This is a genomic window from Microvirga vignae (genome assembly GCF_001017175.1).
GTDB classification, from domain to species: domain Bacteria; phylum Pseudomonadota; class Alphaproteobacteria; order Rhizobiales; family Beijerinckiaceae; genus Microvirga; species Microvirga vignae.
In genome coordinates this window covers 26,501-50,717 of the sequence record NZ_LCYG01000033.1, presented here as the reverse complement: position 1 = coordinate 50,717, position 24,217 = coordinate 26,501, and the positions used below count along the sequence as shown (strand labels likewise).

The 24,217-nt window shown below is 63.8% G+C and carries 25 protein-coding genes and 1 riboswitch; of the genes, 17 read left to right on the top strand and 8 right to left on the bottom strand.

The features are described from left to right. The first annotated feature begins 180 nt into the window (after positions 1-180). Positions 181-1,611 carry an aldehyde dehydrogenase family protein gene (locus tag AA309_RS14270; protein ID WP_047189697.1) on the top strand — a complete coding sequence of 477 codons (1,431 nt, stop codon included), beginning with the start codon at positions 181-183 and terminating at the stop codon, positions 1,609-1,611. 402 nt (positions 1,612-2,013) lie between these two features. On the opposite strand, the gene cobF is transcribed toward AA309_RS14270, so the two are convergent. Both cobF and cobD read right to left on the bottom strand, forming a co-directional pair. Beyond that, on the bottom strand, positions 2,014-2,781 hold the full coding sequence (gene cobF, locus AA309_RS14265; protein ID WP_047189696.1) for a precorrin-6A synthase (deacetylating): 768 nt from the start codon (positions 2,779-2,781) through the stop codon (positions 2,014-2,016). After that, positions 2,778-3,824: a threonine-phosphate decarboxylase CobD gene (gene cobD, locus AA309_RS14260; protein WP_047189695.1), complete on the bottom strand. Its 1,047-nt coding sequence runs from the start codon at positions 3,822-3,824 to the stop codon at positions 2,778-2,780. Before cobD ends, cobF begins: the two co-directional genes overlap by 4 nt. 12 nt (positions 3,825-3,836) lie before the next feature. Here cobD and cbiB point away from each other — a divergent pair, with 12 nt between their 5' ends. Next, positions 3,837-4,823, top strand: coding sequence for an adenosylcobinamide-phosphate synthase CbiB (gene cbiB, locus AA309_RS14255; RefSeq protein ID WP_047189694.1), 987 nt, complete (start codon positions 3,837-3,839; stop codon positions 4,821-4,823). Here the strand turns inward: cbiB and AA309_RS14250 are convergent. Next, positions 4,813-6,264 carry a cobyric acid synthase gene (locus AA309_RS14250; protein WP_047189729.1) on the bottom strand — a complete coding sequence of 484 codons (1,452 nt, stop codon included), beginning with the start codon at positions 6,262-6,264 and terminating at the stop codon, positions 4,813-4,815. The two genes, cbiB and AA309_RS14250, sit on opposite strands and share 11 nt — an antisense overlap. 11 nt (positions 6,265-6,275) lie before the next feature. Next, positions 6,276-6,881, bottom strand: coding sequence for a cob(I)yrinic acid a,c-diamide adenosyltransferase (gene cobO / locus AA309_RS14245; protein ID WP_047189693.1), 606 nt, complete (start codon positions 6,879-6,881; stop codon positions 6,276-6,278). 104 nt (positions 6,882-6,985) lie between these two features. Further along, a riboswitch (cobalamin riboswitch) is annotated at positions 6,986-7,176 on the top strand. 31 nt (positions 7,177-7,207) lie between these two features. Between cobO and AA309_RS14240 the strand changes: the two genes are divergently transcribed. From AA309_RS14240 to cobJ, 9 genes are read left to right on the top strand one after another with little or no spacing between them, the layout of a single operon-like run. After that, positions 7,208-7,387, top strand: a complete 180-nt coding sequence (locus tag AA309_RS14240) for a CbtB domain-containing protein (protein ID WP_047189692.1) — start codon at positions 7,208-7,210, stop codon at positions 7,385-7,387. A gap of 12 nt (positions 7,388-7,399) precedes the next feature. After that, entirely contained in the window at positions 7,400-8,173 is a 774-nt protein-coding gene (locus AA309_RS14235; RefSeq protein ID WP_047189691.1) for a CbtA family protein, read from the top strand. 3 nt (positions 8,174-8,176) lie between these two features. Continuing rightward, on the top strand, positions 8,177-8,572 hold the full coding sequence (locus tag AA309_RS14230; RefSeq protein ID WP_047189690.1) for a DUF1636 family protein: 396 nt from the start codon (positions 8,177-8,179) through the stop codon (positions 8,570-8,572). Positions 8,573-8,596: 24 nt separating this feature from the next. Next, positions 8,597-9,634, top strand: a complete 1,038-nt coding sequence (gene cobW / locus AA309_RS14225; protein ID WP_047189689.1) for a cobalamin biosynthesis protein CobW — start codon at positions 8,597-8,599, stop codon at positions 9,632-9,634. Between the two features lies 1 nt (position 9,635). Beyond that, positions 9,636-12,950: a cobaltochelatase subunit CobN gene (cobN, locus tag AA309_RS14220; protein WP_047189688.1), complete on the top strand. Its 3,315-nt coding sequence runs from the start codon at positions 9,636-9,638 to the stop codon at positions 12,948-12,950. After that, positions 12,947-14,245, top strand: a complete 1,299-nt coding sequence (gene cobG, locus AA309_RS14215) for a precorrin-3B synthase (RefSeq protein WP_047189687.1) — start codon at positions 12,947-12,949, stop codon at positions 14,243-14,245. Before cobN ends, cobG begins: the two co-directional genes overlap by 4 nt. Then, complete coding sequence (locus AA309_RS14210) at positions 14,242-14,874, top strand: precorrin-8X methylmutase (protein ID WP_047189686.1); 633 nt, start codon at positions 14,242-14,244, stop codon at positions 14,872-14,874. The genes cobG and AA309_RS14210 overlap by 4 nt, the downstream gene beginning before the upstream one ends. Positions 14,875-14,881: 7 nt before the next feature. Further along, on the top strand, positions 14,882-15,622 hold the full coding sequence (locus AA309_RS14205) for a precorrin-2 C(20)-methyltransferase (RefSeq protein WP_052954724.1): 741 nt from the start codon (positions 14,882-14,884) through the stop codon (positions 15,620-15,622). Then, positions 15,619-16,383 carry a precorrin-3B C(17)-methyltransferase gene (gene cobJ / locus AA309_RS14200; protein WP_047189684.1) on the top strand — a complete coding sequence of 255 codons (765 nt, stop codon included), beginning with the start codon at positions 15,619-15,621 and terminating at the stop codon, positions 16,381-16,383. The genes AA309_RS14205 and cobJ overlap by 4 nt, the downstream gene beginning before the upstream one ends. Here the strand turns inward: cobJ and AA309_RS14195 are convergent. Continuing rightward, positions 16,365-17,117 carry a cobalt-precorrin-6A reductase gene (locus tag AA309_RS14195; RefSeq protein ID WP_047189683.1) on the bottom strand — a complete coding sequence of 251 codons (753 nt, stop codon included), beginning with the start codon at positions 17,115-17,117 and terminating at the stop codon, positions 16,365-16,367. The genes cobJ and AA309_RS14195 overlap by 19 nt on opposite strands. Here AA309_RS14195 and AA309_RS14190 point away from each other — a divergent pair. Genes AA309_RS14190 through AA309_RS37700 form a run of 6 tightly spaced genes read left to right on the top strand, consistent with a single transcriptional unit; the run spans position 17,116 to position 21,864 of the window. Next, positions 17,116-18,369 (top strand): bifunctional cobalt-precorrin-7 (C(5))-methyltransferase/cobalt-precorrin-6B (C(15))-methyltransferase, encoded by a 1,254-nt coding sequence (locus AA309_RS14190; protein WP_047189682.1) that lies wholly within the window; start codon positions 17,116-17,118, stop codon positions 18,367-18,369. The genes AA309_RS14195 and AA309_RS14190 overlap by 2 nt on opposite strands. Then, entirely contained in the window at positions 18,366-18,752 is a 387-nt protein-coding gene (locus AA309_RS14185; protein ID WP_052954723.1) for a cobalamin biosynthesis protein, read from the top strand. Before AA309_RS14190 ends, AA309_RS14185 begins: the two co-directional genes overlap by 4 nt. After that, a complete protein-coding gene (cobM, locus tag AA309_RS14180; RefSeq protein WP_047189680.1) occupies positions 18,749-19,522 on the top strand; it encodes a precorrin-4 C(11)-methyltransferase in 774 nt (257 codons plus the stop codon). Before AA309_RS14185 ends, cobM begins: the two co-directional genes overlap by 4 nt. Next, on the top strand, positions 19,519-20,367 hold the full coding sequence (cobA, locus tag AA309_RS14175; protein ID WP_244470359.1) for a uroporphyrinogen-III C-methyltransferase: 849 nt from the start codon (positions 19,519-19,521) through the stop codon (positions 20,365-20,367). Before cobM ends, cobA begins: the two co-directional genes overlap by 4 nt. Continuing rightward, positions 20,364-21,686 (top strand): cobyrinic acid a,c-diamide synthase CobB, encoded by a 1,323-nt coding sequence (locus tag AA309_RS14170; protein ID WP_047189679.1) that lies wholly within the window; start codon positions 20,364-20,366, stop codon positions 21,684-21,686. The genes cobA and AA309_RS14170 overlap by 4 nt, the downstream gene beginning before the upstream one ends. Beyond that, complete coding sequence (locus AA309_RS37700; RefSeq protein ID WP_425286881.1) at positions 21,577-21,864, top strand: zinc finger domain-containing protein; 288 nt, start codon at positions 21,577-21,579, stop codon at positions 21,862-21,864. Before AA309_RS14170 ends, AA309_RS37700 begins: the two co-directional genes overlap by 110 nt. 233 nt (positions 21,865-22,097) lie before the next feature. On the opposite strand, the gene AA309_RS14165 is transcribed toward AA309_RS37700, so the two are convergent. From AA309_RS14165 to AA309_RS14155, 3 genes are all read right to left on the bottom strand, one after another. Continuing rightward, complete coding sequence (locus tag AA309_RS14165; RefSeq protein ID WP_047189678.1) at positions 22,098-22,766, bottom strand: class I SAM-dependent methyltransferase; 669 nt, start codon at positions 22,764-22,766, stop codon at positions 22,098-22,100. A gap of 242 nt (positions 22,767-23,008) precedes the next feature. Beyond that, the gene (gene trhA, locus AA309_RS14160; protein WP_047189677.1) at positions 23,009-23,677 is read right to left on the bottom strand and encodes a PAQR family membrane homeostasis protein TrhA; all 669 of its coding nucleotides are present in this window, start codon (positions 23,675-23,677) and stop codon (positions 23,009-23,011) included. A gap of 177 nt (positions 23,678-23,854) precedes the next feature. Then, the gene (locus AA309_RS14155) at positions 23,855-24,094 is read right to left on the bottom strand and encodes a hypothetical protein (RefSeq protein WP_047189676.1); all 240 of its coding nucleotides are present in this window, start codon (positions 24,092-24,094) and stop codon (positions 23,855-23,857) included. Positions 24,095-24,217: the final 123 nt, after the last annotated feature.

Genomic DNA, 24,217 nt, shown 5'->3' with positions numbered 1-24,217 from the left:
CTAACCAACGTTTTCCGCGGGTTCTTGACGGCGCGGTGTCGCATGGTGAAGAGAGTAATGTCGTCCGGTTTTCAGGAACAAACCGCTCAAGCCTCGCGAAAGGGGCGCTGTGGTGTGGGTCCTCGATTTGGCTCGAACGACTGAGATTGTCGCTGACGACGAAGCAAGGGGCGCAGGTCGGTGCAACATCTTCACCATCTCTATATCGATGGACGGTGGGTCTCACCTGAGACCCCGCGGCTTGTCGACCTCATCAACCCTGCCACCGAGGCAGTTTTCGCAACCTTCGCACCGAGTGATGTCGGTGATGTGAACCGCGCCGTTGCCGCAGCCCGGCAGGCCTTCGGAGCGTACGCCCAAACCACACGACGGGAGCGGTTGGATCTCCTGCGGGCCATAGTCGACTGCTACCGGCGACGCACCGACGATCTTGTCGAAGCGGTCTTGCTGGAGATGGGAGCCCCCCTCATCCTGGCCCGCGAGCGGCAGGTCGCGGCTGGGCTCATTCATCTGCAGCAGAGCATCAAGGCGCTGGAAACCTACCAATTCGATATAGTACTGGGTTCGACCCTGATCACGCGGGAGCCCATCGGGGTCTGTGGGCTGATCACCCCGTGGAACTGGCCTCTTCTGCAGATCGCCTGCAAGGTTGGCCCAGCGCTTGCTGCCGGCTGCACGATGATCCTGAAGCCCAGTGAGGTCGCGCCCGCCTCGGCCTCGATCTTTGCAGAAATCCTGCATGAGGCCGGCGTGCCACCGGGCGTGTTCAACCTCATCCAGGGCGACGGACCCACTGTCGGTCAGGCACTTGTGTCTCATCCTGACGTTGATATGGTTTCCTTCACCGGCTCAACCCACACTGGGATCGTTGTGGCGAAAGCCGCAGCTGACACCCTCAAGCGGGTTCATCAGGAGTTGGGTGGCAAGTCCCCCAACATCCTTCTCGACGATGCAAGTTTCGCGACAGCTGTGAGACATGGGGCCTATGCCTGCTTCGCCAACAGTGGCCAGTCCTGCAACGCGCCAACCCGCCTGCTCGTCCCTGCGCATCGACAACCGGAAGCGGCCGCGATCGCCAAGAGCATCGCCGAGGAACTTGTGGTGGGAGAACCGCGCTCGCTATTGACCACCCTCGGCCCAGTAGCGAACAAGGCGCAGTTCGCGCGGGTTCAAAGCCTGATCGCCTCTGGATTGCAGGAGGGGGCAACGCTCGTCACCGGAGGGCTCGGTCGCCCTACGCGATTAGAGCGGGGCTATTATGTTCGTCCGACCGTCTTCATGGACGTGCACAATCAGATGACGATCGCACGGGAGGAGATCTTCGGGCCTGTGCTCTCCATCTTGCCGTACGAAAGCGAGGATGAAGCCGTAGGAATTGCCAACGATACCCGCTTTGGTCTCTCAAGCTATGTGACCTCGGCGGACCTTGAGCGCGCCCAGCAGATCGCCCGGCGCCTTCGCGCCGGCATGGTCCATCTGAACGGCGTGCCAAGTGATCCTGCGGCGCCGTTCGGCGGCTACAAGCAGTCCGGCAACGGGCGCGAGCGTGGGGTGTTCGGGCTTGAAGAGTTCCTCGAGCTCAAATCGATCTTTGGTTACAATCAGATCTGACCTCTTCTTCCCACAGTAAGATGCCTTGGACTTGCGGATCGCAGGTGTGGGGTTGGAAAATAGGCGGGACAACGGTCGGTTCGGTCGCAAACTTGAAGTATAGGCATTCCCAGCGCCAATTTGGCGCTGTGGCAGTGGCCTTAAGCCGTTGGTTTCACGGCAATCAGGCAGTGCGGGACCAACAGTATTGATCAGTAAAAAACGAGCTTGCGACAGAACCGGTTGGAGGCTCGTCATCTGCCTTGGTCTGAGAGCACATCGAATTTAGCGGTTCACAAGATGCAAGATAATGTGTTCGGTCAGCCGGGACTTCGTGACCTGATCTGCTAACAGCAAAGGAGCATTAAGGTCTGATGCTAAGCCATTGAGGAAGCGTTCGTATCTGATGGCATGGATTGGCGATCATGCATCGTCTCTCTCCTGCTTCAAGAGGTATATGTCCATGATCCAGCCTTTCTTCTCGCGAAGGGTTCGACGGACCTCCTCGATCCGATCCGCGACCTCTTCAAGAGGACCTGCAATGATCGTCTCATCCGGCATACCGAGGTAGGCGCCCCAATAGATAGTGGAGTTCGTGGCCGGAGCGGATCTGAAGCTGTTCTCGCCGTCGAGCATGACCACGACGCTTTCGGCATCGCCCATGCGGCCCTCGGCGAGTTTCCGTCCCGTGGTGATGTGAACGGCCTCGCCGATGTTGTTCAATGGAATCTTGTGGGCTGCTGCGAGCGCCTGAACGCTGCTGATACCCGGAATCACCTCATATTCGAAACTCACGCTCCGCTGCGCCAAGACGTGCTGCAGGATCCTGATCGTGCTATCGTAGAGTGACGGATCGCCCCATACAAGGAACGCGCCACACTCATCCGCTCCAAGTTCATCGCGGATCAGGTCCTCGAAGACAGCGGCCCTTGCCTTGTGCCACTCCTCGACGCCGTGCCGGTAATCGGCCGATCGTGCATCGCGCTCGGGATTGCGGGCGCGGACGATACGGTAGTGAGAATCCTCGATGAAACGCCGGCAGATTTCCTCGCGTACATCGATGAGTTCGCTGGCGGCCGCTCCCTTGTCGACCATGAAGAAAACATCGACCTCGTTGAGTGCCTTGATGGCCTGAATGGTCATGTGATCGGGATTGCCCGATCCAAGACCGATCACGTAGATTTTTCTCATGCGATGCCCTCCTCGCGCTGGGACGGTGCAGCCCTCTCGACCTCGCTGGCGAACTCGGCAAGCGCCGTTTCGAGGCGCGCCCAGGCCTCTGCCGATCCCGGAAGCCCGAAGCGCAAACGATTTGGGTTTTCCCTGAAACGCCGTGTCCAAATTCCGCGCCTTCCGAGATGGGTGAACAGGTTCGCTGCGGCAGGGTTCTCGATCAGCCGATAGAGCGTTGTACCCAACGAAATTGTTCCGACCGCCTGTTGCAGAAGCCTGTCGAGACGATCGGCATCGTTCGCCCTGGCCTCGGCAGCGGCAACCCGCCATTGCCTGTCCCGCAGAGCCTTCCGCCCCACCTCGATCGTTGGTCCGGCCACCACCCAGGGACCGAGAGCCGCGCGCACGAGACCGGCGATGTCAGGCTGTGCGATGGCAAAGCCCAATCGTATTCCAGCAAGCCCGTAGGTCTTGCCGAACGAGCGCAGGACGATGGCCCCGGTCGGGAGAGAAGGCACAATTGTCTCGCCGGAGTCGAAATCGGCAAAGGCTTCGTCCACCACAAGCCAGCCGCCGCGCTGATGAAGCCGCGCTGCCAGATCGACCAGCGTTCGCGGCTGAAGGACGCGACCGTCGGGATTGTTGGGATTGACGACAACGAGAACATCCGTCTCGTGATCGTCATCGGGCGAAACGATGTCCACAACCTCATGCCCTGCTCCGCGCCAGGCCCGCGCATGCTCGGCATAGGTCGGCCCGAGCACGCTAACCTTCGAGCGTGGTCGTAGATGCGGCAGGAGGCTGATGAGGATCTGCGTGCCTGGCGCAGCCACCACTCCCGCAGCATCCGTCGCTCCATAGGCCTCGGCGGCAGCCGCTTCCAGATCCGCGTGAGCGTCAGGTGTCGGCAGCCGCTCGAACGAGGACGCTGGCAAGGCAGGCATGGGATACGCTATGGGATTGATCCCCGTCGACAGGTCCACCCACGGCCCGGGCGCATCGGGAAAGAGCCTCCGGGCTTCTTCAAGATTTCCGCCGTGAGGGATCTGTGTCTCAACCATTCGATTCAACCCATGTCCTGGTCCGATAGCTTTCTGGTTCTGATCCTCGCCCTCGGGGTGGAGGCTGCCTTCGGCTATCCCGGTCGTCTTTATACGGGGATCGGGCATCCCGTCACCTGGATCGGGAGGCTGATCAAGGCGCTTGACGGCTCATTCAACCGCGAGGCCTGGAGCGGCAGGCGGCGCCGCGCTGCGGGCGCCCTCGCCCTCCTGCTGCTTCTCGCCGTGACCGGCCTCGCCGCTCGATCCGTGGAGTTCGCTCTCGCTTCAGTTGGAGCCATCGGGCTCGGCGCTCTGGCGATCCTGGCCAGCAGCCTTCTGGCGCAGCGCAGCCTCCATGAGCATGTGGCAGCCGTCTCGACAGGATTGCGTGAGCATGGGATCGAGGGCGGGCGCGCCGCCGTGGCAATGATCGTCGGGCGAGATCCGCAGAGCCTGGACGAGGCCGGTATCTCCCGTGCCGCCATCGAGAGCCTTGCCGAGAATTTTTCCGATGGAATCGTTGCGCCCGCTTTCTGGCTTGGTGTCGGCGGCCTGACCGGCGCGGCTCTCTATAAGGCTGCAAATACCGCCGACAGCATGATCGGGCACCGCACGCCCCGACATGAGACCTTCGGCTGGGCGGCCGCCCGCTTTGACGACTTGGTGAACCTGCCGGCCTCGCGCCTGACGGCCTTTCTCATTGTCGCAGCGGCCGCCCTGAACCGGAATGCCTCGCCGCATGGAGCCCTGCGTGCCCTGCTGCGGGATGCCTCCCATCACCGGTCGCCCAATGCCGGATGGCCCGAGGCTGCGATGGCGGGGGCCCTCGGCCTGCGGCTGGCCGGACCGCGCATCTATGGGAATGTCCGCGTCGAGGATTGCTGGATGGGCGACGGACGTTCTGAGGCGACGGCGCAGGACATCGACCGGGCGCTCGTCCTCTACCGGACGGCTTGCGGACTGCTCTTCGCCGTGGCCTCGGCGCTGTTGATAGCGATGTGGCTCATCACGCGCTGAGCTCCAGAAGCCGGTTGCAATCCACGTGTTGCTCCAGGTGATCGGCGAAGCGGTCCAGGATGTCGTCCACAAGCGCCTCGTACACCAGATCGCTCGCCTCGGCTCCGAGAAGCCCCAGCCAGCGGGCTCTTTGGCGGTCGTCGGCAAACAGGCCGTGAACGTAGGTCCCCGTCACTCGCCCGTCCGCCGAGACGGCGCCGTCAAGACGACCATCGTCGAGCCGCGCAAACGCCTGCACCGATGCGCTCTGCCGCAACGTCTCGCCGACATGCATCTCGTATCCCGACAAGGGGATCCGGTCCGGGATTGTCGTTCCCGTAACGGCCTCAAGGCGCTTCGTTTCCGTCAGCGTGCTCGCCACATCGAGTAGCCCCAACCCCTCCACGGAGCGGCCTGCCTCGCCCTCGATTCCGAAGGGATCATCGATGCGCCGTCCCAGCATCTGATAGCCGCCACACAGGCCGAGCACCCGCCCTCCCCGGCGCAGATGCGCCTTGATGTCGATGTCCCAGCCTTGCGCGCGGATGAACAGCAGATCGTCGATGGTGGTCTTGGAGCCGGGCAGCAGGACGAGCGCTGCTTCTACTGGAAGCGGCTGACCCGGCTCGATCAGAGCGACATGGACGCCCGGCTCCTCGCGCAGCGGATCGAGATCGTCGAAATTGGAGATGCGCGGCGTCACCGGAACGGCAATCAGAACGGTGTCAGTCCCGGACTTGCCCCCGTCTCGGCGCAGGCCGAGACCGTCCTCCGCCGGAAGCCGTGTGGCGTCTGGGAAATGCGGCACAAGACCGAGCGCAGGCCAGCCGGTGCGCTCCGCAATGAAGCGCATTCCGTCATCGAACAGCGCCGGATCGCCTCGGAAACGATTGACGATGAATCCACACACCATAACGGCATCCGCTTCGTCGAGCACCGCCCTCGTGCCGACGAGGCTCGCGATGACCCCGCCCCGATCGATATCGCCGACGATCACGACCGGCACTCCGGCGGTGCGGGCAAAGCCCATATTGGCGATATCACCAGCACGGAGATTCACCTCGGAGGCCGAGCCCGCGCCCTCCACAAGGACGAGATCGGCTTCATCGCCGAGACGCGCGAAGCTGTCGAGCACGGCAGCCATCAGGCGCGGCTTCCAGGATTGATATTCCCGAGCCTTGGCGGTCCCGATGCGGCATCCCTGCACCACCACCTGGGAGCCGACCTCGCTCTGGGGTTTGAGCAGCACGGGATTCATGTGAACGCTCGGCGCCACGCCGGCGGCACGTGCCTGAAGCGCCTGCGCCCGCCCGATCTCGCCGCCATCCGCCGTCACTGCGGCGTTGTTCGACATGTTCTGCGGCTTGAATGGGCGAACGTTCAGGCCGCGCCGTGCGAAGACGCGGCAGAGGCCGGCGACGAGAAGCGACTTGCCGACATTCGAGCCGGTGCCCTGCACCATGAGCGCGCGCATCAGAACTCGATGCCTTCCTGCGCTTTCACGCCTGCGGCGAAATGATGTTTCACCAGGGTCATCTCGGTGACGAGATCGGCGGCCTCGATCAGTTCCGGCTTGGCATTGCACCCGGTCACGACGATGTGGAGATCCGCTCTGCGCTGGCGCAGCGTTTCCACGACGTCAACGAGGGGCAGATAGTCGTAGCGCAGGGCGATGTTGAGTTCGTCGAGGACCAGCAGACGGATGTCCTCGCGGGTCATCAGTTCCTGCGCCTTGCTCCAAGCCCGCTCGGCGGCTGCCACGTCGCGGGCCCGGTCCTGTGTTTCCCAGGTGAACCCCTCACCCATGGTATGCCACTCGATCTGGTCGGAGAACCGATCCAGAGCAAGGCACTCGCCGGTTTCCCAGGCTCCCTTGATGAACTGGACGACACCCACGTTGAAGCCCCGCCCCAGCGCCCGCAGCATGAGGCCGAAGGCTGCCGTCGACTTACCCTTGCCCGGCCCGGTATGGACGATGAGAAGCCCCTTCTCGACCGTCTTCGAGGCGACCTCGCGGTCCTGCACTTCCTTGCGCTTGATCATTTTGGCACGATGGCGCGCCTCGTCGTCCGGGGTCATAAGATCCTCATCCCTATGAGAGGAGCGCACCATGACCAGCGCCGGTGCGGATTTCAAGGCCGGGTTTACGAACACAGTCAGGCTTGAAAGATGTCTCCTGCCCCGGTAAGCATGTAGAAGACGGTGCCCCGGCAACGGGGTGAAAAGGGAATGCGGTGAGACACCGCGGCTGCCCCCGCAACTGTAAACGGCGAGCCTGCGCTCCATAGGCCACTGGGCCTCACATCCCGGGAAGGCGGTTGGCGCAAAGCATCGACCCGTGAGCCAGGAGACCTGCCGTCATCGTGCAACCCAAATGCCGCCGGAGGGGTGGCCAAGAGGTATCCATGTCGACCCTGATCAAGCAGCAGGCCTACGTCGCCACTTCGTCTCAGCGCCTCGTGGCCGTTTTCGCAGCGGCATCCTTCGGCCTCGCGCTCGTTTTCATTTCGGGCTTCGCCTCGCCTGAAGCGCTGCACAATGCGGCGCATGACTGGCGCCACTCGCATAATTTTCCCTGCCACTGAGAGGTGGCTCCCATGATCGTGCGTGTGCTGAAAGCGGCTTTGGTCGCTGGGTTTCTGGCTGCTTGCGTGGCCGCAACCCTTCAAATCTTCCTGACTTCTCCCCTCATCCTCCAGGCCGAGACATATGAAAAGGCGGCCTCGCCCGAGGCGCATGGCGCTGGACACGGCAGCCTGAATTCGCCCCATGAGCATCATGCCTCACCTGACGCTGGGGCTGAGGACGCGTGGGAGCCGAGTGAGGGCTTTTCGCGAACGGCATTCACGGTTCTTGCCACATTGGTCAGCGGTGTCGGCTATGCCGCGATCCTTGTGGCTCTGATCATTGCAGCGGGCCGAGAGATCGGCATGCAAACGGCTGTGCGATGGGCTATCGGCGGCTTTCTTGCGGTCAATCTCGCTCCTGCCGTCGGATTACCTCCAGAACTTCCCGGAATGGGAGGCGGACATCTCGCCGAGCGGCAAATCTGGTGGGTCTGCACCGTCCTGGGGACTGGACTTGGTTTGTATCTGATCACGGCGGTGCGTCATCATGCGGCTGTTGCCCTTGGTCTGCTCGCCATCGGGCTTCCCCACGTGATCGGGGCGCCCCATGCGGCTGCTGCATCAAGTGACGTTCCGGCTGTCCTTGCCGCACAATTCGCAGCGCGATCGCTGGCTGTTGCATTCGCCTTCTGGGCAACCCTTGGAATTGGCCTCGGCTGGTACTGGACGAGACAGCAAGACGGCACGACGTCAGAGCTCCTGTCTCAGGCGGCTCGCGTCACAAGCCGACGCAAGGCCGTTTAGTCCATGACGTCAACCCCTGCAGAGATCTGCCTCCATGTCTGCATCACTTGCCGCGAGGCAGGTGGCCCGGATGACAAGGCGCTCCGGCCCGGTGCGATTCTTCACCGAACCCTGACGGAGGCGCTTGCTCAGCCCGGCGCGCCTGCGGTGCGGGTGGAGGCGGTCGAATGCCTCTCCGTGTGCAAGCGTCCCTGCACGATCGCAGTCTCGGGTCCGGGGCGCTGGACCTACATCTATGGCGATCTGAACGCCGAGACATCGGTTGAAACGATCCTCGACGGGCTTCGCCGCTATGCCGCCACCTCGGATGGCCTCGTGCCCTGGCGCGAGCGGCCTGAAGCGTTCCGCAAGGGCGTGGTCGCCCGCATTCCCCCGTTCAAAACAAGCAGCGCGGCTTGAGAAAGCTGCCGAAAGGCTCACCTCATGAGCGATCTCACCAAGATCCCCTGTACCATCATCACTGGCTTCCTCGGCGCGGGCAAAACCACCCTGGTGCGCCACCTGCTGGAGAATGCCGGAGGCCGCCGCCTCGCGGTGCTCGTCAACGAGTTCGGCGATCTCGGCTTCGATGGCTCTTTTATCGAAGGCTGCGGCATCGAAGGCTGCACGCAGGAAGACATCGTCGAGCTGCCGAATGGCTGTCTGTGCTGCACGGTGGCAGATGATTTCGTGCCGGCCCTGAACACGCTGCTCAACCGGCCGAACCCGCCCGAGCACATCCTCATCGAAACCTCGGGCCTTGCCCTGCCGAAGCCACTGGTACGGGCCTTCAACTGGCCGGACATCCGCTCCCGCGTCACGGTCGACGGCGTGATCGCCGTGGTGGACGGCCCCGCCGTCGCCTCCGGCGCCTTCGCCGATGATCCGGAGGCACTGGAAGCGCAGCGCGCCGCAGACTCGTCCGTCGATCACGAGAACCCGCTTGAGGAGGTCTTTGAGGACCAGCTCCTCTGTGCGGACCTCATCCTTCTCAACAAGACCGACCAGATGGCAGCCGGTGACAAGGCGAAGGTCCTCGCCGAGATCAATGAGCATCTGCCTCGCGCTGTGAAGGTGATCGAGACCGCGCATGGCAAGATCGATCCAGCCGTGCTGCTCGGCCTCGGTGCCGCCGCCGAAACGGATCTGGACGCGCGCCCCTCCCATCATGAGACGGCCGATGATCATGATCACGACGATTTCGAGAGTGTGGCGATCCCGGTCGGTTCGGTCGCCACGCCGGAAGCGCTGGTCGCCCGCGTGGAGCGCGCGGCGGAGGCGGCAGGTGTGCTGCGCATCAAGGGCTTCGCTCCGGTCGACGGCAAGCCGCTGCGCCTTGTTGTACAGGGCGTCGGGCAGCGAATTGCTCATCACTTCGATCGTCCCTGGAAGTCCGGCGAAGCGCGGGATGGGCGCATGGTGGTGATCGGCCTCAAAGGCTTCGACCTAAAGGCCGTCGAAGCCGCTCTGCGCAACGGGTGAGATGCACCTTCTTCCGGTCACGACGGTATCCCTCGACGAAGGCTCGGAGGCCATCGACCTCCAGCAGCCCCCGGGGGATATCGTGGTCCTGTCCTTCGCGGACAGTGACCTCGGTGCGCTGGCGGCTGCCCAACAACGTAAGCTGGACGGGCCCTTGCTCCGCCTGGCTTCGCTCCGGCGCCTGCGGCATCCGCTTTCCATCGACTTCTATGTCGACAAGACCGCAGCGCAGGCTCGCTTCGTCCTCGTGCGCTGCCTCGGCGGGCGCGATTACTGGCGCTACGGACTGGAGCGATTGGCGGAAACCTGCCGCAGGGCAGACGTGAAGCTGGCCGTGATCCCGGGCGATGACCGGCCTGATCCTCGGCTTGCAACCTATGCCACCGTTTCCCCTGCTCTCTGTGACGCGTTGGAAGCTTATTTTCGGGCTGGTGGCATCGACAACATGAGCCGCCTGCTCGCGCGCATCGCTCAGGAGATTGGCGAAGCGGGATCGATTGCGGATCCACCGCAGGCTGCTCCCCGCGCCTTCACTTGGACACCCGAGGAAGGAATCGTGGAGCCAGAGACGCTGCTCGCCCGATGCTCCGATCAGCGTCCCCTTGCGTATATTCTTGTCTATCGTTCGTCTGTTCTTGCCGGTGACACCAAGCCCATCGAGGCTTTGTCAGTCGCGCTTCGTGAACGCGGTGTCGAACCGCTCGTGCTCGCAGTCTCGAGCCTGAAAGATGCGGAAGCGGTCGACGTCGTTCGCCGTGTCCTTCATACACGCCGCCCCGACATGATCGTGACGACGACGGCCTTTTCTGCACGCGACGATTCCGGTTTCGTCCTTGATGAAGCCGATTGCCCCATCCTCCAGGCCATTCCCGTCGGCAGCGCAAAGGACGCCTGGGAAGCCTCTCCGCGCGGGCTTTCCGCTGCGGATCTCACCATGCAGATTGCCCTGCCTGAATTCGACGGACGCATTGCGGCAGGTCCGATCTCTTTCAAGGCCGAGATGCCCACGGATCTGGCCCTCTGCTTCTCCCATCGCGTGCAGGCGCCGGATTCTGACAACACCGGCATGGTGGCGGACGTGGCCGCCGCTTGGATACGGCTTGCCCGCACTCCGCGCCAGGAACGACGATTGGCGCTCGTTCTCTCCGACTATCCGGCGCGCGGCGGCAGGGCCGGCTTTGCGGTGGGGCTTGATACGCCGGCGAGCGCCTGCGCGATCCTCGATCTGTTGCGTGAGGCCGGTTACGATGCGCAGAGGAACTTCACCTCCGATGACCTGATGCCGCGCCTGACCAAAGGCGAATATGCGTTCGAGGTTCCGCTTGCCGACTATCGCGCATGGTTAGACAACGTGCCTGTGGAGCAGCGATCGGCGATCTTCGAGCGTTGGGGCGATGCTGAAAGCGATCCGGCCCTGAAAGAAAATGCCTTCCGGTTTTGCGCGCTGCGCGCCGGCAACATCCTCGTTGCCCTTCAGCCTGACCGAGGCCATGGCAAAGACCGCAAGGGCTTCTATCACGATCCGGATTGTCCCCCGAGTCACGGCTATCTCGCCTTCTATCTCGGTTTGAGAACTTTGGAGAACATTCACGCGCTCCTGCATCTGGGGACGCACGGCACCACCGAGTGGCTGCCCGGCAAGGCAGTCGCACTCTCCTCCACTTGCTGGCCGCGTCTCGCAATCGGCTCAGTTCCTGTTATCTATCCCTTCATCGTCGATGATCCCGGAGAAGCAGCGCCCGCCAAGCGTCGGATCAGTGCAGTCACAATCGGGCATCTGACGCCGCAGACCCGCGTGGCCGGATTGCACGGTGAAGCCGCGGCGCTTCGCGAACTGGTGGAGGAGTTCTCCTCCGCTCAAGTGCTTCATCCGGGGCGGGCCGATCTCGTGGCCAGCGAGATCCTGGAACGCGCCCGCGCCAGCGGACTTGCGGCTGCGTGCGGCGTCGATGACGCCACGCCCATGGACGAGGCCCTGACGCGCCTCGATGCCCATCTCTGCGATCTCGGCGAGGTGACGATCCGCGAAGGCCTTCACGTCTTCGGGCGCGCACCCGACGGTCTTGAAGCGTGCAGCATTGGCGAGCGCGAAAGCCTGCTGAAAGCTCTCGATGGCCGCTTCGTCGTTCCAGGCCCGGCAGGCTCGCCTTCGCGTGGGCAAACAAACGTGCTGCCCACCGGCCGCAATCTTGCGACGCTCGACCCGCGCGCCATTCCAACACGCGCGGCCACCGAACTCGGCTGGCGCGCCGCGGCGGAAGTGGTGCGCCGCCACTTGCAAGAGGAAGGCGACTGGCCGCGCCGGATCGTGATGGACCTGTGGGCTTCGCCCACGCTCCGCTCCGGTGGCGAAGACATTGCCCATGCCCTCGCGCTCATGGGCGTGCGCCCCACATGGGATCATGCCTCCACCCGCGTGACCGGCTTCGAGATCGTGCCGCAGCCTCTGCTCGACCGCCCTCGTGCCGACGTGACCGTTCGCGTCTCCGGCGCATTCAGGGATACATTCCCTGATCAGATCGCCCTTCTCGATCAGGCAGCCCGCGCCGTGGCAGCACTCGACGAGGATGACGAGTGGAACGAACTCGCCGCTACCCGCAGGCGCGGCGAAACGCTTTCGCGTGTGTTCGGATCGGCGCCCGGCGTCTACGGTGCCGGTGTATCCGCTCACGCGTTGGATGGGGAATGGAACACGAGAAACGATCTGGGCCGGACCTATCTTGAAGGCACCTCCCATGCCTTCGGGGCGTCCGGGACAATCGGCGCGGATGAGAGCTTTCCACAGCGGGTCCGTCAGGCCGAAGCCTTCGTGCATGTGAGCGACGTGGCTGAGCGCGACATCCTGGATGGCGATTCCGCCGCCGACGTCATCGGCGGTTACGCGGCTGCGGCTGAGGCCTTGGGCGCCTCCCCTGCCCTCTACAGCCTCGACACAAGCCATCCGCAGAATCCGAAAGCTCGCACCCTGCGGGAAGATGTGGATCGCCTCGTGCGCGGTCGCCTGACGAATCCGCGCTGGATCGCAGGCCAGCTCCGCCATGGCTGGCGCGGGGCTGCCGAGATCGCGCAGGGTGTCGATGCGCTCTATGCCTTCGCCGCGACGACGCATGCGGTCTCGAATGCGGCCTTCGATCTCCTGTTCAATGCCCTCGTCGCGGATCAATCCGTTCGCGAGCAGATTGATGCTTCGAATCCTGCCGCCGCTCAAGCCATTCGGGATCGTCTTGCGGAGGCGAGACGGCGGCGTCTGTGGCAGAGCCGCCTTAATTCCGCGGCGGCCCTGCTCGACGATGGTCGGCAGGAGGTGCCGGAATGACAGCCGTGAGCACCGTCATGCGCAGAGGCTGGTGCCCGGGCGTGCGCCGTCCCATGGCCACAGGTGACGGCCTGCTCGTGCGCCTTCATCTCCTTGGCGGCAGTCTTCCGGCCGACCGGGCGCGCCTTGTCGCAGGCGCGGCGCGCAAGCACGGCAATGGCCATCTCGACATCACAGGACGCGGCAATCTGCAGATCCGTGGCGTGCGCGACGAGACGTATCCTGCATTGCTGGCGCTCCTCGAGCGCGAAGGCTTGGTTGAGCCCGAAGGGAACGGTCCGCCCCATCCAGCCGTGACCTCGCCGCTTGCGGGCATCGACCCACATGATCGTTTCGATGCCCTAGCCCTGGCCCGAGCCATCGAGGATAGGGCGCGCAGCATAGACGGACTTCCTGCCAAGTTCTTCATTGCTGTCGATGGCGGCGGTTCCATGCCGCTTGATGCCATCGGAGCCGATCTTCACCTGCTGGCCCAGGGTGAGGGCAATGCCGCTGCCTTCGGCGTTGCATCACCAGAGGGTCTGGAGTGGATCGGGGCGGCCGGCCTCTCGCGGGTGCCCGAGGCGGTCGCCGGCATCCTCTCCGGATATGCCGGGATGAGGAAGGCAGGACTGACAAAAGCCCGGCGCCTGCGCCATCTCGAGCAGGGTCTTGTTCGTGAACTCGCGGATGCCGCGGCGCTTGAGCCGACCTCGCCTCCCTGCACGCGTTCTCCTGCACGACGGGCCGGCATCCTCCATGCCGAGGGCGACAAGGCCGTTCTTCTCGCCCTTCCCTTCGGCCGCTGTGGGAGCGCGCAGCTGGAGCAGGCTGCGGCATGGAGCGAGCGTTTCGGCATGGGAGAAATCCGCCCGTCGTTTACGCGCGGAATTATGCTGCCGGGCATAGCGGAAACCCATCTTGCCACACTCCTTGACGAGGCCCACCGCTCCGGCTTCATCACCGAAGCGCAGGACCCTCGCCTGTCGCTGCTTGCCTGTCCCGGCAAGCCCGATTGCGCCAGCGCCTTGACACCTGCCCCTGCCGACGCCCTGCGGATCGCAAGCGCCTGCGGTCATCTGCTGTCGCAAGGCGTGACCCTTCATGTCTCAGGCTGCCGAAAGGGCTGCGCCCATCCGAGCCGGGCGAACCTCACGCTGGTAGGCTGCGACGATGGCCGCTATGACGTGATTCCGAACGGCTCCCCGCAGGACGCCGCCTGCCTTCACCTTTCCATCGACGATCTCATGACGCGTTTATTGCCCTTGAAAATCTTGGACGACCTGCGCCACGCCCTTACGGAGAGCGCACGATGAGCAACGCCCGCGACTACATCCGCGAGGGAGCGGAGATCTATCGCCGCTCGTTTGCGATCATCCGCAGCGAAGCGGACCTGTCCCGCTTTTCCGGTGCCGCCGAGCGCGTCGTCGTGCGCATGATTCATGCCTGTGGCATGACGGACCTGCCGCGGGATGTCGAACTCTCGCCCGACTTCGCGGAAGCCGCGGAAGAAGCTCTCAAGCGCGGCGCGCCGATCCTGTGCGACGCAAAGATGGTGGCGAACGGCATCACCCGTTCCCGGTTGCCTGCGGACAATGCGGTCATCTGCACCCTCGACGATCCGCGCGTGCCTGCGATGGCCGCCGAACTCGGCAACACCCGCTCGGCGGCGGCCATGGAGTTGTGGCGAAAGCATCTTGAGGGCTCTCTCCTGGTTGTCGGCAACGCGCCCACGGCCCTCTTCCACCTCCTCGACATGCTCGATGCCGGTGCGCCGAAGCCTGCGGCGGTGATCGGCATTCCCGTCGGCTTCATTGGTGCGGCGGAATCCAAGGATGCACTGGCCCGGGATGGCCGCGTCCCATATCTTGTCGTCCACGGGCGGCGTGGCGGCAGCGCGATGGCGGCTGCAGCGGTCAATGCCCTCGCCAATCCCATCGAGTGAGACAGGCATGACCCAGACCGCCATTCGCTTCTTCGGCCTCGGGCTCGGTCCCGGCAATCCGGACTACATGACGGTGCGCGCCCGCAAAGTGCTCGAGACCGCCGACAGGCTCGCCCATTTCTGTAAGCGCGGCAAACGTGGCAATGCCCGCACCATCGCGGATGCCATCGTCGGTGCGGAACCGGAGCGGGAGATCGCTCTCGTGTATCCGGTGACGACGGAGATCCCGGCCGATCACCCGGATTATGCCGCCACACTCAGACCTTTCTACGAGTCCGCGGCGGCGCAGCTTCTTGCGGAGATCGAGGCCGGTCGCATGGTCGCTTTGCTATGCGAGGGCGACCCCTTCTTCTATGGCTCCTTCATGCACCTCTGGTGGCGTCTCAAGGATAAGGTGCCCACCGAAATTGTGCCGGCCGTCTCCGGCATGTCGGCTGCCTGGACCCGCGCCGGCGCGCCGATCACGTGGGGCGACGACGTGCTCACCGTGGTGCCCGGCACGCTGTCCGAGGCAGAGCTGACGCGGCGTCTGTCGGGAACGGATGCCGCCGTAGTGATGAAGCTGGGACGCAATCTGCCGAAGGTGCGCAGGGCGCTGGCCTGCGCAGGACTTCTGGAGCGTGCGATCTATGTGGAACGCGCCACAATGGCTGAGGAGCAGATCATTCCGCTCCCTGATCTGCCGGAGACCACAGAGGCTCCGTACTTCTCGCTCATCATCGTGCCGGGACAAGGGAGGCGCGTATGACGGGCCAACTCACTGTCATCGGTCTCGGCCCAGGCGATCCGCGCTGGCTGACGCCAGCGGCTTCCGAGGCACTCGCCTCGGCGACGGACCTCGTCGGCTATGGCCCCTATGTCGACCGCGTGTCGGAACAGCCTGGCCAGTGTCGTCATGTCTCCGATAATCGCGTCGAACTCGACCGCGCGCGCTTTGCCCTCGGTCTTGCAGCAAACGGAGCCCGCGTCGCCGTGGTTTCCGGCGGCGATCCCGGCGTGTTTGCGATGGCAGCGGCGGTGTTCGAAGCGCTTGAGACGGGCAATCCCGCGTGGCGCAGCCTCGACATCCGTGTGGAGCCCGGCATCACGGCCATGCTCGCCGCCGCCGCCCGGGTGGGCGCGCCGCTGGGCGGCGACTTCTGCGCCATGTCGCTCTCCGACAATCTCAAGCCCTGGGAGGTCGTGGAGAAACGCTTAAGGGCAGCGGTTGAAGCCGATTTCGTGGTGGCACTCTACAACCCGATCTCCTCCGCGCGGCCTTGGCAGCTCGGCGCCGCGCTGACGATCGTTGCCGAAACGCGAGGCCCCGACACACCGGTCATTCTCGCCCGCGCGGTGGGACGTCCCGATGAACGCATCCGGATCTTGCCGCTCTGCAAGGTGGAGGCTTCACTTGCCGACATGTCCACCGTGGTGATCATCGGCGCCAGCACGACGCGGCGGATTGAGAAGAGCGACAGCGATACGCCCTATGTGTACACGCCTCGATTCTACGGAGCGCGCGCGTGATGCCGTTCGAGCCAGTCGAGCGCCGCGTCGGCGGTCGTGACCTCCTCGATGCCTCGAGGCATCGCGGGCCGTGCCACGACGATGACCGGCAGGCCCAGAGCGCGCGCGGCCGCGATCTTCGGATAGGTCGCGGCGCCGCCGGAGTTCTTCGTCACCAACACCTCGACCCGTTCGCGCTCCATGAGCGCGCGCTCAGCAGCCTCGTCGAAGGGCGCACGGTCGCGAATGGCGATGACATTCGGAACCGGCAGCGCATCGTCGACAGGCTCGATGGTGCGAACCAGATAAGTGTGCTGCGGCGCATCGGCGAAGTGCGGAAGCTCGAGACGGCCGATGGTGAGAAAGACACGGCAAGGTGCCTCTCCAAGCGCGCCAACCGCCGCTTCCATGGACGGCACGCCGATCCAACGGTCGCCCTCCTGCTGCGTCCAGGGCGGACGGCGCAATGCGAGCAGCGGCACCCCGGCCTTCGCACAGGCTTCAGCGGCATTGCGGGACATCATGGCAGCGAAAGGGTGCGTCGCATCGACCACCGCTTCGATCTGCTCGTCACGCAGGAAGCGGGCGAGCCCCTCCACGCTGCCGAAGCCGCCGATGCGCGTTGGAATCGGCATGGGACGCGGGTCGCTGGTGCGGCCGGCGAGAGACAAGAGTGGGCGGAAGCCGGACCGGCCGACAAGCCGCGCCGCGAGCGCGGAGGCTTCGGTGGTGCCGCCCAGAATGAGAATGCGCATGAGCTCCTTTTCTCCGAATTCTGAGCCCGAGTCGAGCGCTCCACCGCGCTGCCCCTGGCTGACCATCATTGGAATCGGCGAAGATGGACGGGCGGGCCTGTCGGCGGCCGCTCTCGCCGCCCTTGACGCAGCAGAGCTCGTGATCGGCGGCACGCGCCATCTCGACCTTGCCGCTCCCCTTTTTGCGCGCACTCTCGCTTGGCCGAGCCCCTTTTCGGATGGATACAAGATGGTCTTGGAACGACGGGGCCAGCCCACATGCGTGCTCGCGACAGGCGATCCCTTCCACTACGGCATCGGCGCCGAACTCGCCCGCCACATCCCGGCCGGTGAGATCATCAGTTTCCCACAGCCCTCCGCCTTCAGCCTCGCTGCTGCGCGCATGGGCTGGTCATTGCCCGATTGCGACTGCGTGAGTCTTCATGGAAGGGCAATCGAACGGATCGTGCCCTATTTGCAGCCGGACGCTCGCATCATTGCCTTGTCGTGGGACGGAACCACGCCGGGCAAACTCGCGGAACTTCTGAAGGCACGAGGATTAGGCACTTCGACGATCACGGTGCTCGAGGCCATGGGCGGATCGCGCGAGCGCATCCGATCCAAGGCCGCCGCCGAATTCGACATCGCGGAAATAGCCCCGCTCAATTCGGTCGCCATCGAGATCGCGGCGGTGGATGATGCCCGCATGATCTCCCTTGCGCCGGGCCTTCCCGATACATGGTTCGAGAATGACGGTCAGCTCACGAAAGCGGAAATCCGCGCGCTGACGCTGGCGGTGCTCGCACCGCGAGCAGGCGAGTTGCTGTGGGATATCGGCGCAGGCGCAGGTTCGGTCGGCATCGAATGGTGCCTGCGCCATCCGCGAAACCGCTGCATCGGCATCGAAGAGCACGCAGAACGGGCCGAGCGGGCGCGCCGCAACGCGGCGGAGCTTGGTGCGACGACCCTGGACATCAGACTCGGCCGTGTGCCTGAGGCGCTCTCGGACCTGCCCTCTCCGGACGCGGTGTTTATCGGCGGCGGCGCGTCCGAGCCGAGAGTCTTCGATGCTACCTGGACGGCTCTCAAGCCGGGCGGCCGCCTCGTCATCAATGCAGTGACCCTCGAGACCGAGACATTGCTCGGCACTCTCCATGCTCGTCATGGCGGCCTTATGCGGCGCTTGGCGCTCTCGCGCCTGGACCACATTGGCAGCATGCATGGCTGGCGGGCGGCCATGCCCGTCACGCAATGGGCGGTGACGAAGCAATGATCGTGGCAGGAGTGGGTTTCAGGCGCAGCGCCGACGCGAGCGAGATCGTAATGCTCGTGGAGCAGGCTCTTGCTCGCGCAGCTGTGAAAGATGAATCCTTGACCCAGCTCGCGACTATCGAAGCGCTCGCCTTTCTTTCCGCCTTCAATGAGGCGGCTCACCGTCTTGCCGTCACCCCCGTCTCTGTTACAGAACAGGCCCTGATTGCTGCGGCTCTACGCGGGAGCACAAACTCGGCGCGCTCCATGGCGGCGCACGGGGTCGGGTCGGTCGCGGAAGCCGCTGCGCTTGCGGCCGGAGGACCGCAAGCGGAACTCATCCTGGAGCGCATCGCCTCAGCCTGCGTCACATGCGCCCTGGCGCGACGGGAGATCCATTCATGACCGTTCATTTCATCGGAGCCGGTCCCGGAGCCGCCGACCTGATCACCGTCCGTGGGCGCAGTCTCATCGAGCGCTGTCCCGTCTGCCTCTATGCAGGCTCCATCGTGCCGCCCGAAATCCTCTCGTGGTGCCCGCCCGGTGCACGCCTCGTCGACACGGCGCCCCTGGATCTCGATGCTATCACCGCCGAGTATGTGCGCGCGCATGAGAACGGCGAGGACGTGGCGCGTCTGCATTCCGGCGACCTCTCGATCTGGAGCGCCATGGGCGAGCAGATCCGTCGTCTTGATGCGCTCGGCATCCCCTATACGATCACGCCCGGCGTTCCGGCCTTTGCGGCGGCGGCGGCGGCGCTCGCGAGAGAGCTAACGGTACCGGAGGTCGGCCAGTCGGTGGTTCTCACCCGCACCTCGGGCCGGGCGTCGGCCATGCCGGAGACGGAGCGTCTCACAGTATTCGCCCAGACGAAGGCGACGCTTGCGATCCATCTGTCGATCCACGTGATCGAACAGGTTGTCGAGGACCTGCTGCCGGCATACGGCTCCGAGTGTCCCGTAGCGGTGGTCTGGCGCGCGTCCTGGCCGGACGAGCGGGTCCTGAAAGGGACTCTCGGAACCATTGTCGCCATGGTACGAGCCGAAAAGCTGGAGCGAACGGCGCTGATCCTGGTTGGCCGGACACTCGAGGCAAAGGATTTTAGGGACAGCGCACTCTACTCGACGGATTACGACCGACGCTTCCGTCCCAGCCTGCGCGAGGGCCGCCGATGAAGCACACGCCGCCCGTCAACCTTGGATCAGGCGAGGACGTAGAAATGCGCATGGCGCGCCTGTCCCGTGTCACACCGTCGTTTGCTCCCGGCACCGTTTGGCTCGTCGGCGCCGGTCCGGGCGATCCGGGCCTGTTGACCATCCATGCCCTTAATGCGCTCGCGACGGCGGATGTCATTGTCTACGACGCGCTCGTTGGACCGGACATCCTGTCGTTCGCCCGCGAAGGCGCCGTGCTCGAATTCGCCGGCAAGCGCGGAGGCAGGCCCTCGGCGGTTCAGCGGGAGATCTGTGAGCGACTGATCCAGCTTGCCCGCGAGGGACATCGGGTGCTGCGGCTGAAGGGGGGCGATCCCTTCATCTTCGGACGAGGAGGTGAAGAGGCGCTGGCGCTCGCCGAAGCCGGCGTTTCGTTCCGCATCGTTCCAGGCGTGTCGAGCGGTCTCGCATCGCTGGCGATGCATGGCGTTCCGGCCACGTTCCGCAAATCCAACCACGCCGTCATTCTCGCAACCGGTCATCCGGCGCCCGGTGAGAAAATCGACTGGACCTCTCTGGCTCGCACAGGCGTTCCGATCGTTCTCTACATGGCCGTTTCAAGCATTTCGTTGATCGTCAGCGCCCTGATGGAGGGTGGACTCGCCGGCGACACACCGACGCTCACTGTCCATGAGGCCACGACATCCCGGGAAAGCGTGGTGGAGGCAACGCTCGAAAGTCTGCCAGGTCTTGCCGAGAAAGGCATGATCCGCTCTCCCGCAATTATCGTCATTGGGGCAATCGCGACCTTCCGTTCGGCCATCGTCAACCATCTCCTGGAATTCGGCAGCGAGGCTGCTCAGTGACTCAGGCTTCGGGCATTCTCATCGCAGCCCCCCGCTCCGGATCGGGCAAGACGACAATCACGCTGGGGCTTCAAAGAGCGCTGGCGCGGCGTGGCCTGCGTGTCCGTGGGATGAAATGCGGTCCGGACTACATCGATCCGGCTTTCCATGCAGAAGCCACCGGCACGCCGAGCTACAACCTTGACAGCTTTGCCATGAGCACGCCCCTGCTGAAGGCTCTTGCCGCCGAGGCTGCATTCAATGCGGAATTCATTATCGCTGAAGGATCGATGGGTCTCTTCGATGGGGTACGCCAGGAGATCGGTCGCACCGGAGCCAGCGCCGACATCGCCGCTCTGTTCGGCTGGCCGGTGGTTCTTGTGCTCGACGTCTCCGGGCACGCGCAATCGGCCGCAGCGGTCGCGCTTGGCTGCGCCCGTCTCGATCCGAGGATAACGGTCGCCGGCGTCGTGCTGAACAGGGTCGCGAGCGAACGTCACCGCAGACTCGTGGAGGACGGCATGGCGCGCATCGGCATGCCCGTGCTTGGCGCGCTCATGCGAACCGACACGCTGTCCCTGCCCGAGCGCCATCTTGGCCTCGTGCAGGCGGGTGAAACAGCTGAACTCGATCAGCGGCTGGAACATCTGGCCGATGCGGTGGAAAACGCAATCGACATCGACCGGCTCATCGCGCTGAGCCGCCCTACCCTCATTGACAGGGACGCCGCCGTACGGGCCCTGCCGCCGCCCGGACAGCGCATCGCGCTTGCATCGGATCAGGCCTTCTCGTTCATCTATCCCCATGTGCTCGCAGGCTGGCGAGAGGCGGGAGCGGAGATCGTGACCTTCTCCCCGCTTGCAGACGAGCCTCCACCGCCGGATTGCGATACGTGCTGGCTGCCGGGGGGCTATCCGGAGCTTCATGCAGGCCGCATCGCTGGCGCGCACCGCTTTCTTCAAGGTCTGCGCACCTTCTCCACACATCATCCGATCCATGGGGAGTGCGGAGGATACATGGTCCTGGGCAAGACGCTTGAGGACGGGAGCGGCCACGTTCATCCTATGGCGGGGCTGCTGCCCGTCGAGACGAGCTATGCCAAGCGCAAGATGCATCTCGGCTATCGGGTCGCGCATCTGCTCCACAATGGGGTGCTGGGACCGGCAGGCAGCCGTCTCGTCGGACACGAGTTTCACTATGCCTCGGTCACACAAAGCGACAGCTCTCCGGATGCTGCCTTTGCCGCCATCATGGATGCTGAGGAGACTCAACTGGGAGCCGCCGGCCACCGCAGAGGTTTTGTCACAGGCAGTTTTTTCCATGCCATCGCACGCGAATGAGCATCGTTCATCCAACGACGCATCGGGAGAGCTTGCGAAGGAAAAGGTGACCTTCACGCGCCCTTTCAACGTTCGTTGCCCGCGCTGCGGAGCAGCGCGAGGTCAGCCATGTACAACAAAAGCAGGCATTGATCGTGAGCCGCACGAGGGTCGTATCGCGAAGGCAGGCGGGCGTTGAGTGCAGCAGACCGTGCCTCAGACTTCATGATCCGCTCAGGGCAGAAACGAACCTCGGGTCTTGGCCCGAAGGACCGCTCTGGGTCGAACCGGTCATGCAGTGTGGCCGTGTCGAGGTCCGCTTGGCCGCTCAAAGCACAAGTTCGACTTGGCTCTGTCCCTCGGCCGCACGCCCTTGTCTCGCCAGAACCGACCGATGCGGCCGGCAAGGATATCGTTACGGGCAGGACAGCATCACCGAGCCGCAAACAGCGCGGCACACCCGACAATCTCCACCCTCACCTGCTCAAACCGAGCAGCCAGTTCACGGCGCAGCCCCTCGATGCTGTCCTGCTGGTTCGAGAAGATCCCCTTCGCGTTGTAGAAGCGCATCAGCGCCCGAGCCGTCCCGGAGCGCTCGACGCCCTCCGCCAGAAGGGTTGAGCCGAACACGACCCCGCCGGGAGCAAGAAATGGCTTGAGATGGTCAAAGGCCACTGCCTTCCGCTCCAAGGCACCCGGCAGGCAATGAAGGAGATAATTGAGGCCGATGGAGGCAAAGGGACCTGTCTCGAGCTCAAACGGTTCAAGCACGTTGGCCCGTACGACCTTGGGGGCGTGACGCTCGATGCGAGCTGAGGCCCGCTCAAGGCAGACGGGATTGAGGTCCAGCAAGGTGACGTCTGGCCTGTCTGTGGGAAACCGGCAGTGGTCGAGAAACCAGCCTGTGCCGACACCAACATCCAGATGCCTGTCGGATATATACTCATTATAGTGGGCGAGCAGACGTCTGGTCGGGCATTTCCAGATCAGCGCGTTGGACAGGCCGAGCACTACCACATCGTAAAGATCGAGCGTCCGTCGGGTGTAGACAGCTTGTCCGGCCATGACCGCCGCGCCAACTTGGTCCTGCTGAGTTCTCATCGCGTTCCTCTCATCTGAGTGTCAACAAGTGTGCAGCCGCGAGATCATTGAGTGACATACCGGATCGGAGCGCGCAATTGCGGTCCATGGCTCGCCCAGCGCTGGGTAAACGTCTTGCGTCTTGTTTTTTAGACAGTCTTGGCGCAGTCCGTTTTGGATCAGCAAGAGACCCTCAGCGTACTGACTTTAAGCCAGTACGGCAAACGGACACTCAAGATGAACCAGAGACTCCAGCCCGTTCGTCATGCGTCCGGTGCCACAACAAATGAGGAGAGCACAGCACCGTAGTGGCATGCAGTCGCCACCAGTACGAAAGCGTGCCAGATCGCGTTTTGAAAGCGCAGGCTATGCCACACATGGAAGAGCACCCCGGCAGTGTAAAGCAACGCGCCGGCTCCAAGCAGCCAGAGCGTTGCGCTCGGGAGTGCGAGAATGTGATCCCACAGGACAATCCCGCTCCAGCCGAGCAGGAGGTAGAGCCCGATCGACAGCCGATCGAAGCGCCCAGGCAGCGCGATCTTGAGAATGATCCCGACCAGAGAGGTTACCCAGACAACAATCATGAGAACCAGCGGCATGATTGCGCCGCTCATGCGCGTTAGGAATGGCGTATAGGTGCCTGCAATCAGGACATAGATTGCCGCATGGTCGAAGCGGCGAAGCCACCATTTCACAGGCGAGATCGGCCACATGTTGTAGGCTGCCGAGATCACCAGCGCCGCTATCATCGCGACGCTATAGATCAGCACTGGGATTAGGTCCAAAGGCGATGAGTTGGGCAGTATCGCAGCCACAAGCACTGCAACGGCACCAAGTCCAAGAACGAGGCCGAGTCCATGGATGATACCATCGGCCCAAAGTTCAGCACGATCATACTCAAAACGCCCGACGGCCGGTCTTTGCAAACCCATTCTCCTTAAACATCTTGACGCGTGTACCAGCCTAGTGAGACAAGAGTAGGCCGGACGTGGCCGCAGTGACATCTGAGCGCGGGCCTGCCCCCCTGGCACACTCGGAACACCAACTTGGACGCGACCGCCCAGATCGCGTAGAAATTTCCACCCGCTTCGAATGTCGGCTGCAAGACATCAAACGTCATTCGCTGGCTCATTCGCTGGCTCAAACGCTCGATATTCTACGATCACTGGATCTGGCAAATCGTCGAGTCGAGCCGCGTAGGCCTCATCGTCTTCACCGGCCTTTTGAGGGGAGCGTCCTGTTTTGAGCAGGAATTTCAACGCAACTTCGACTGAGCAGCCGTGGTGCTCTGCAAACTCTCGCACCAAAGCCATCGTATGGACGTCGATCCTCTGGTAGGTCTCGATCATCGGGCCTATGCTCCGCACCTAGGTCGTTGCCGAAAGAAAGTATGGTGGACTTCCGCGTGGGCAGCGAGTCCGCCTTTCAACGCCTGCGCGTCAATGAGCCCAAAACTGAGGCATGGTACCACG

Coding starts and splice junctions, on each gene's coding strand:
- cobF (WP_047189696.1), bottom strand. CDS start 2,781: ATGAGAAAAATCTACGTGATCGGTCTTGGATCGGGCAATCCCGATCAC.
- cobD (WP_047189695.1), bottom strand. CDS start 3,824: ATGGTTGAGACACAGATCCCTCACGGCGGAAATCTTGAAGAAGCCCGG.
- cbiB (WP_047189694.1), top strand. CDS start 3,837: ATGTCCTGGTCCGATAGCTTTCTGGTTCTGATCCTCGCCCTCGGGGTG.
- AA309_RS14250 (WP_047189729.1), bottom strand. CDS start 6,264: ATGGTGCAGGGCACCGGCTCGAATGTCGGCAAGTCGCTTCTCGTCGCC.
- cobO (WP_047189693.1), bottom strand. CDS start 6,881: ATGACCCCGGACGACGAGGCGCGCCATCGTGCCAAAATGATCAAGCGC.
- AA309_RS14240 (WP_047189692.1), top strand. CDS start 7,208: ATGTCGACCCTGATCAAGCAGCAGGCCTACGTCGCCACTTCGTCTCAG.
- AA309_RS14235 (WP_047189691.1), top strand. CDS start 7,400: ATGATCGTGCGTGTGCTGAAAGCGGCTTTGGTCGCTGGGTTTCTGGCT.
- AA309_RS14230 (WP_047189690.1), top strand. CDS start 8,177: ATGACGTCAACCCCTGCAGAGATCTGCCTCCATGTCTGCATCACTTGC.
- cobW (WP_047189689.1), top strand. CDS start 8,597: ATGAGCGATCTCACCAAGATCCCCTGTACCATCATCACTGGCTTCCTC.
- cobN (WP_047189688.1), top strand. CDS start 9,636: ATGCACCTTCTTCCGGTCACGACGGTATCCCTCGACGAAGGCTCGGAG.
- cobG (WP_047189687.1), top strand. CDS start 12,947: ATGACAGCCGTGAGCACCGTCATGCGCAGAGGCTGGTGCCCGGGCGTG.
- AA309_RS14210 (WP_047189686.1), top strand. CDS start 14,242: ATGAGCAACGCCCGCGACTACATCCGCGAGGGAGCGGAGATCTATCGC.
- AA309_RS14205 (WP_052954724.1), top strand. CDS start 14,882: ATGACCCAGACCGCCATTCGCTTCTTCGGCCTCGGGCTCGGTCCCGGC.
- cobJ (WP_047189684.1), top strand. CDS start 15,619: ATGACGGGCCAACTCACTGTCATCGGTCTCGGCCCAGGCGATCCGCGC.
- AA309_RS14190 (WP_047189682.1), top strand. CDS start 17,116: ATGAGCTCCTTTTCTCCGAATTCTGAGCCCGAGTCGAGCGCTCCACCG.
- AA309_RS14195 (WP_047189683.1), bottom strand. CDS start 17,117: ATGCGCATTCTCATTCTGGGCGGCACCACCGAAGCCTCCGCGCTCGCG.
- AA309_RS14185 (WP_052954723.1), top strand. CDS start 18,366: ATGATCGTGGCAGGAGTGGGTTTCAGGCGCAGCGCCGACGCGAGCGAG.
- cobM (WP_047189680.1), top strand. CDS start 18,749: ATGACCGTTCATTTCATCGGAGCCGGTCCCGGAGCCGCCGACCTGATC.
- cobA (WP_244470359.1), top strand. CDS start 19,519: ATGAAGCACACGCCGCCCGTCAACCTTGGATCAGGCGAGGACGTAGAA.
- AA309_RS37700 (WP_425286881.1), top strand. CDS start 21,577: ATGCTGCCTTTGCCGCCATCATGGATGCTGAGGAGACTCAACTGGGAG.
- AA309_RS14165 (WP_047189678.1), bottom strand. CDS start 22,766: ATGAGAACTCAGCAGGACCAAGTTGGCGCGGCGGTCATGGCCGGACAA.
- trhA (WP_047189677.1), bottom strand. CDS start 23,677: ATGGGTTTGCAAAGACCGGCCGTCGGGCGTTTTGAGTATGATCGTGCT.
- AA309_RS14155 (WP_047189676.1), bottom strand. CDS start 24,094: ATGATCGAGACCTACCAGAGGATCGACGTCCATACGATGGCTTTGGTG.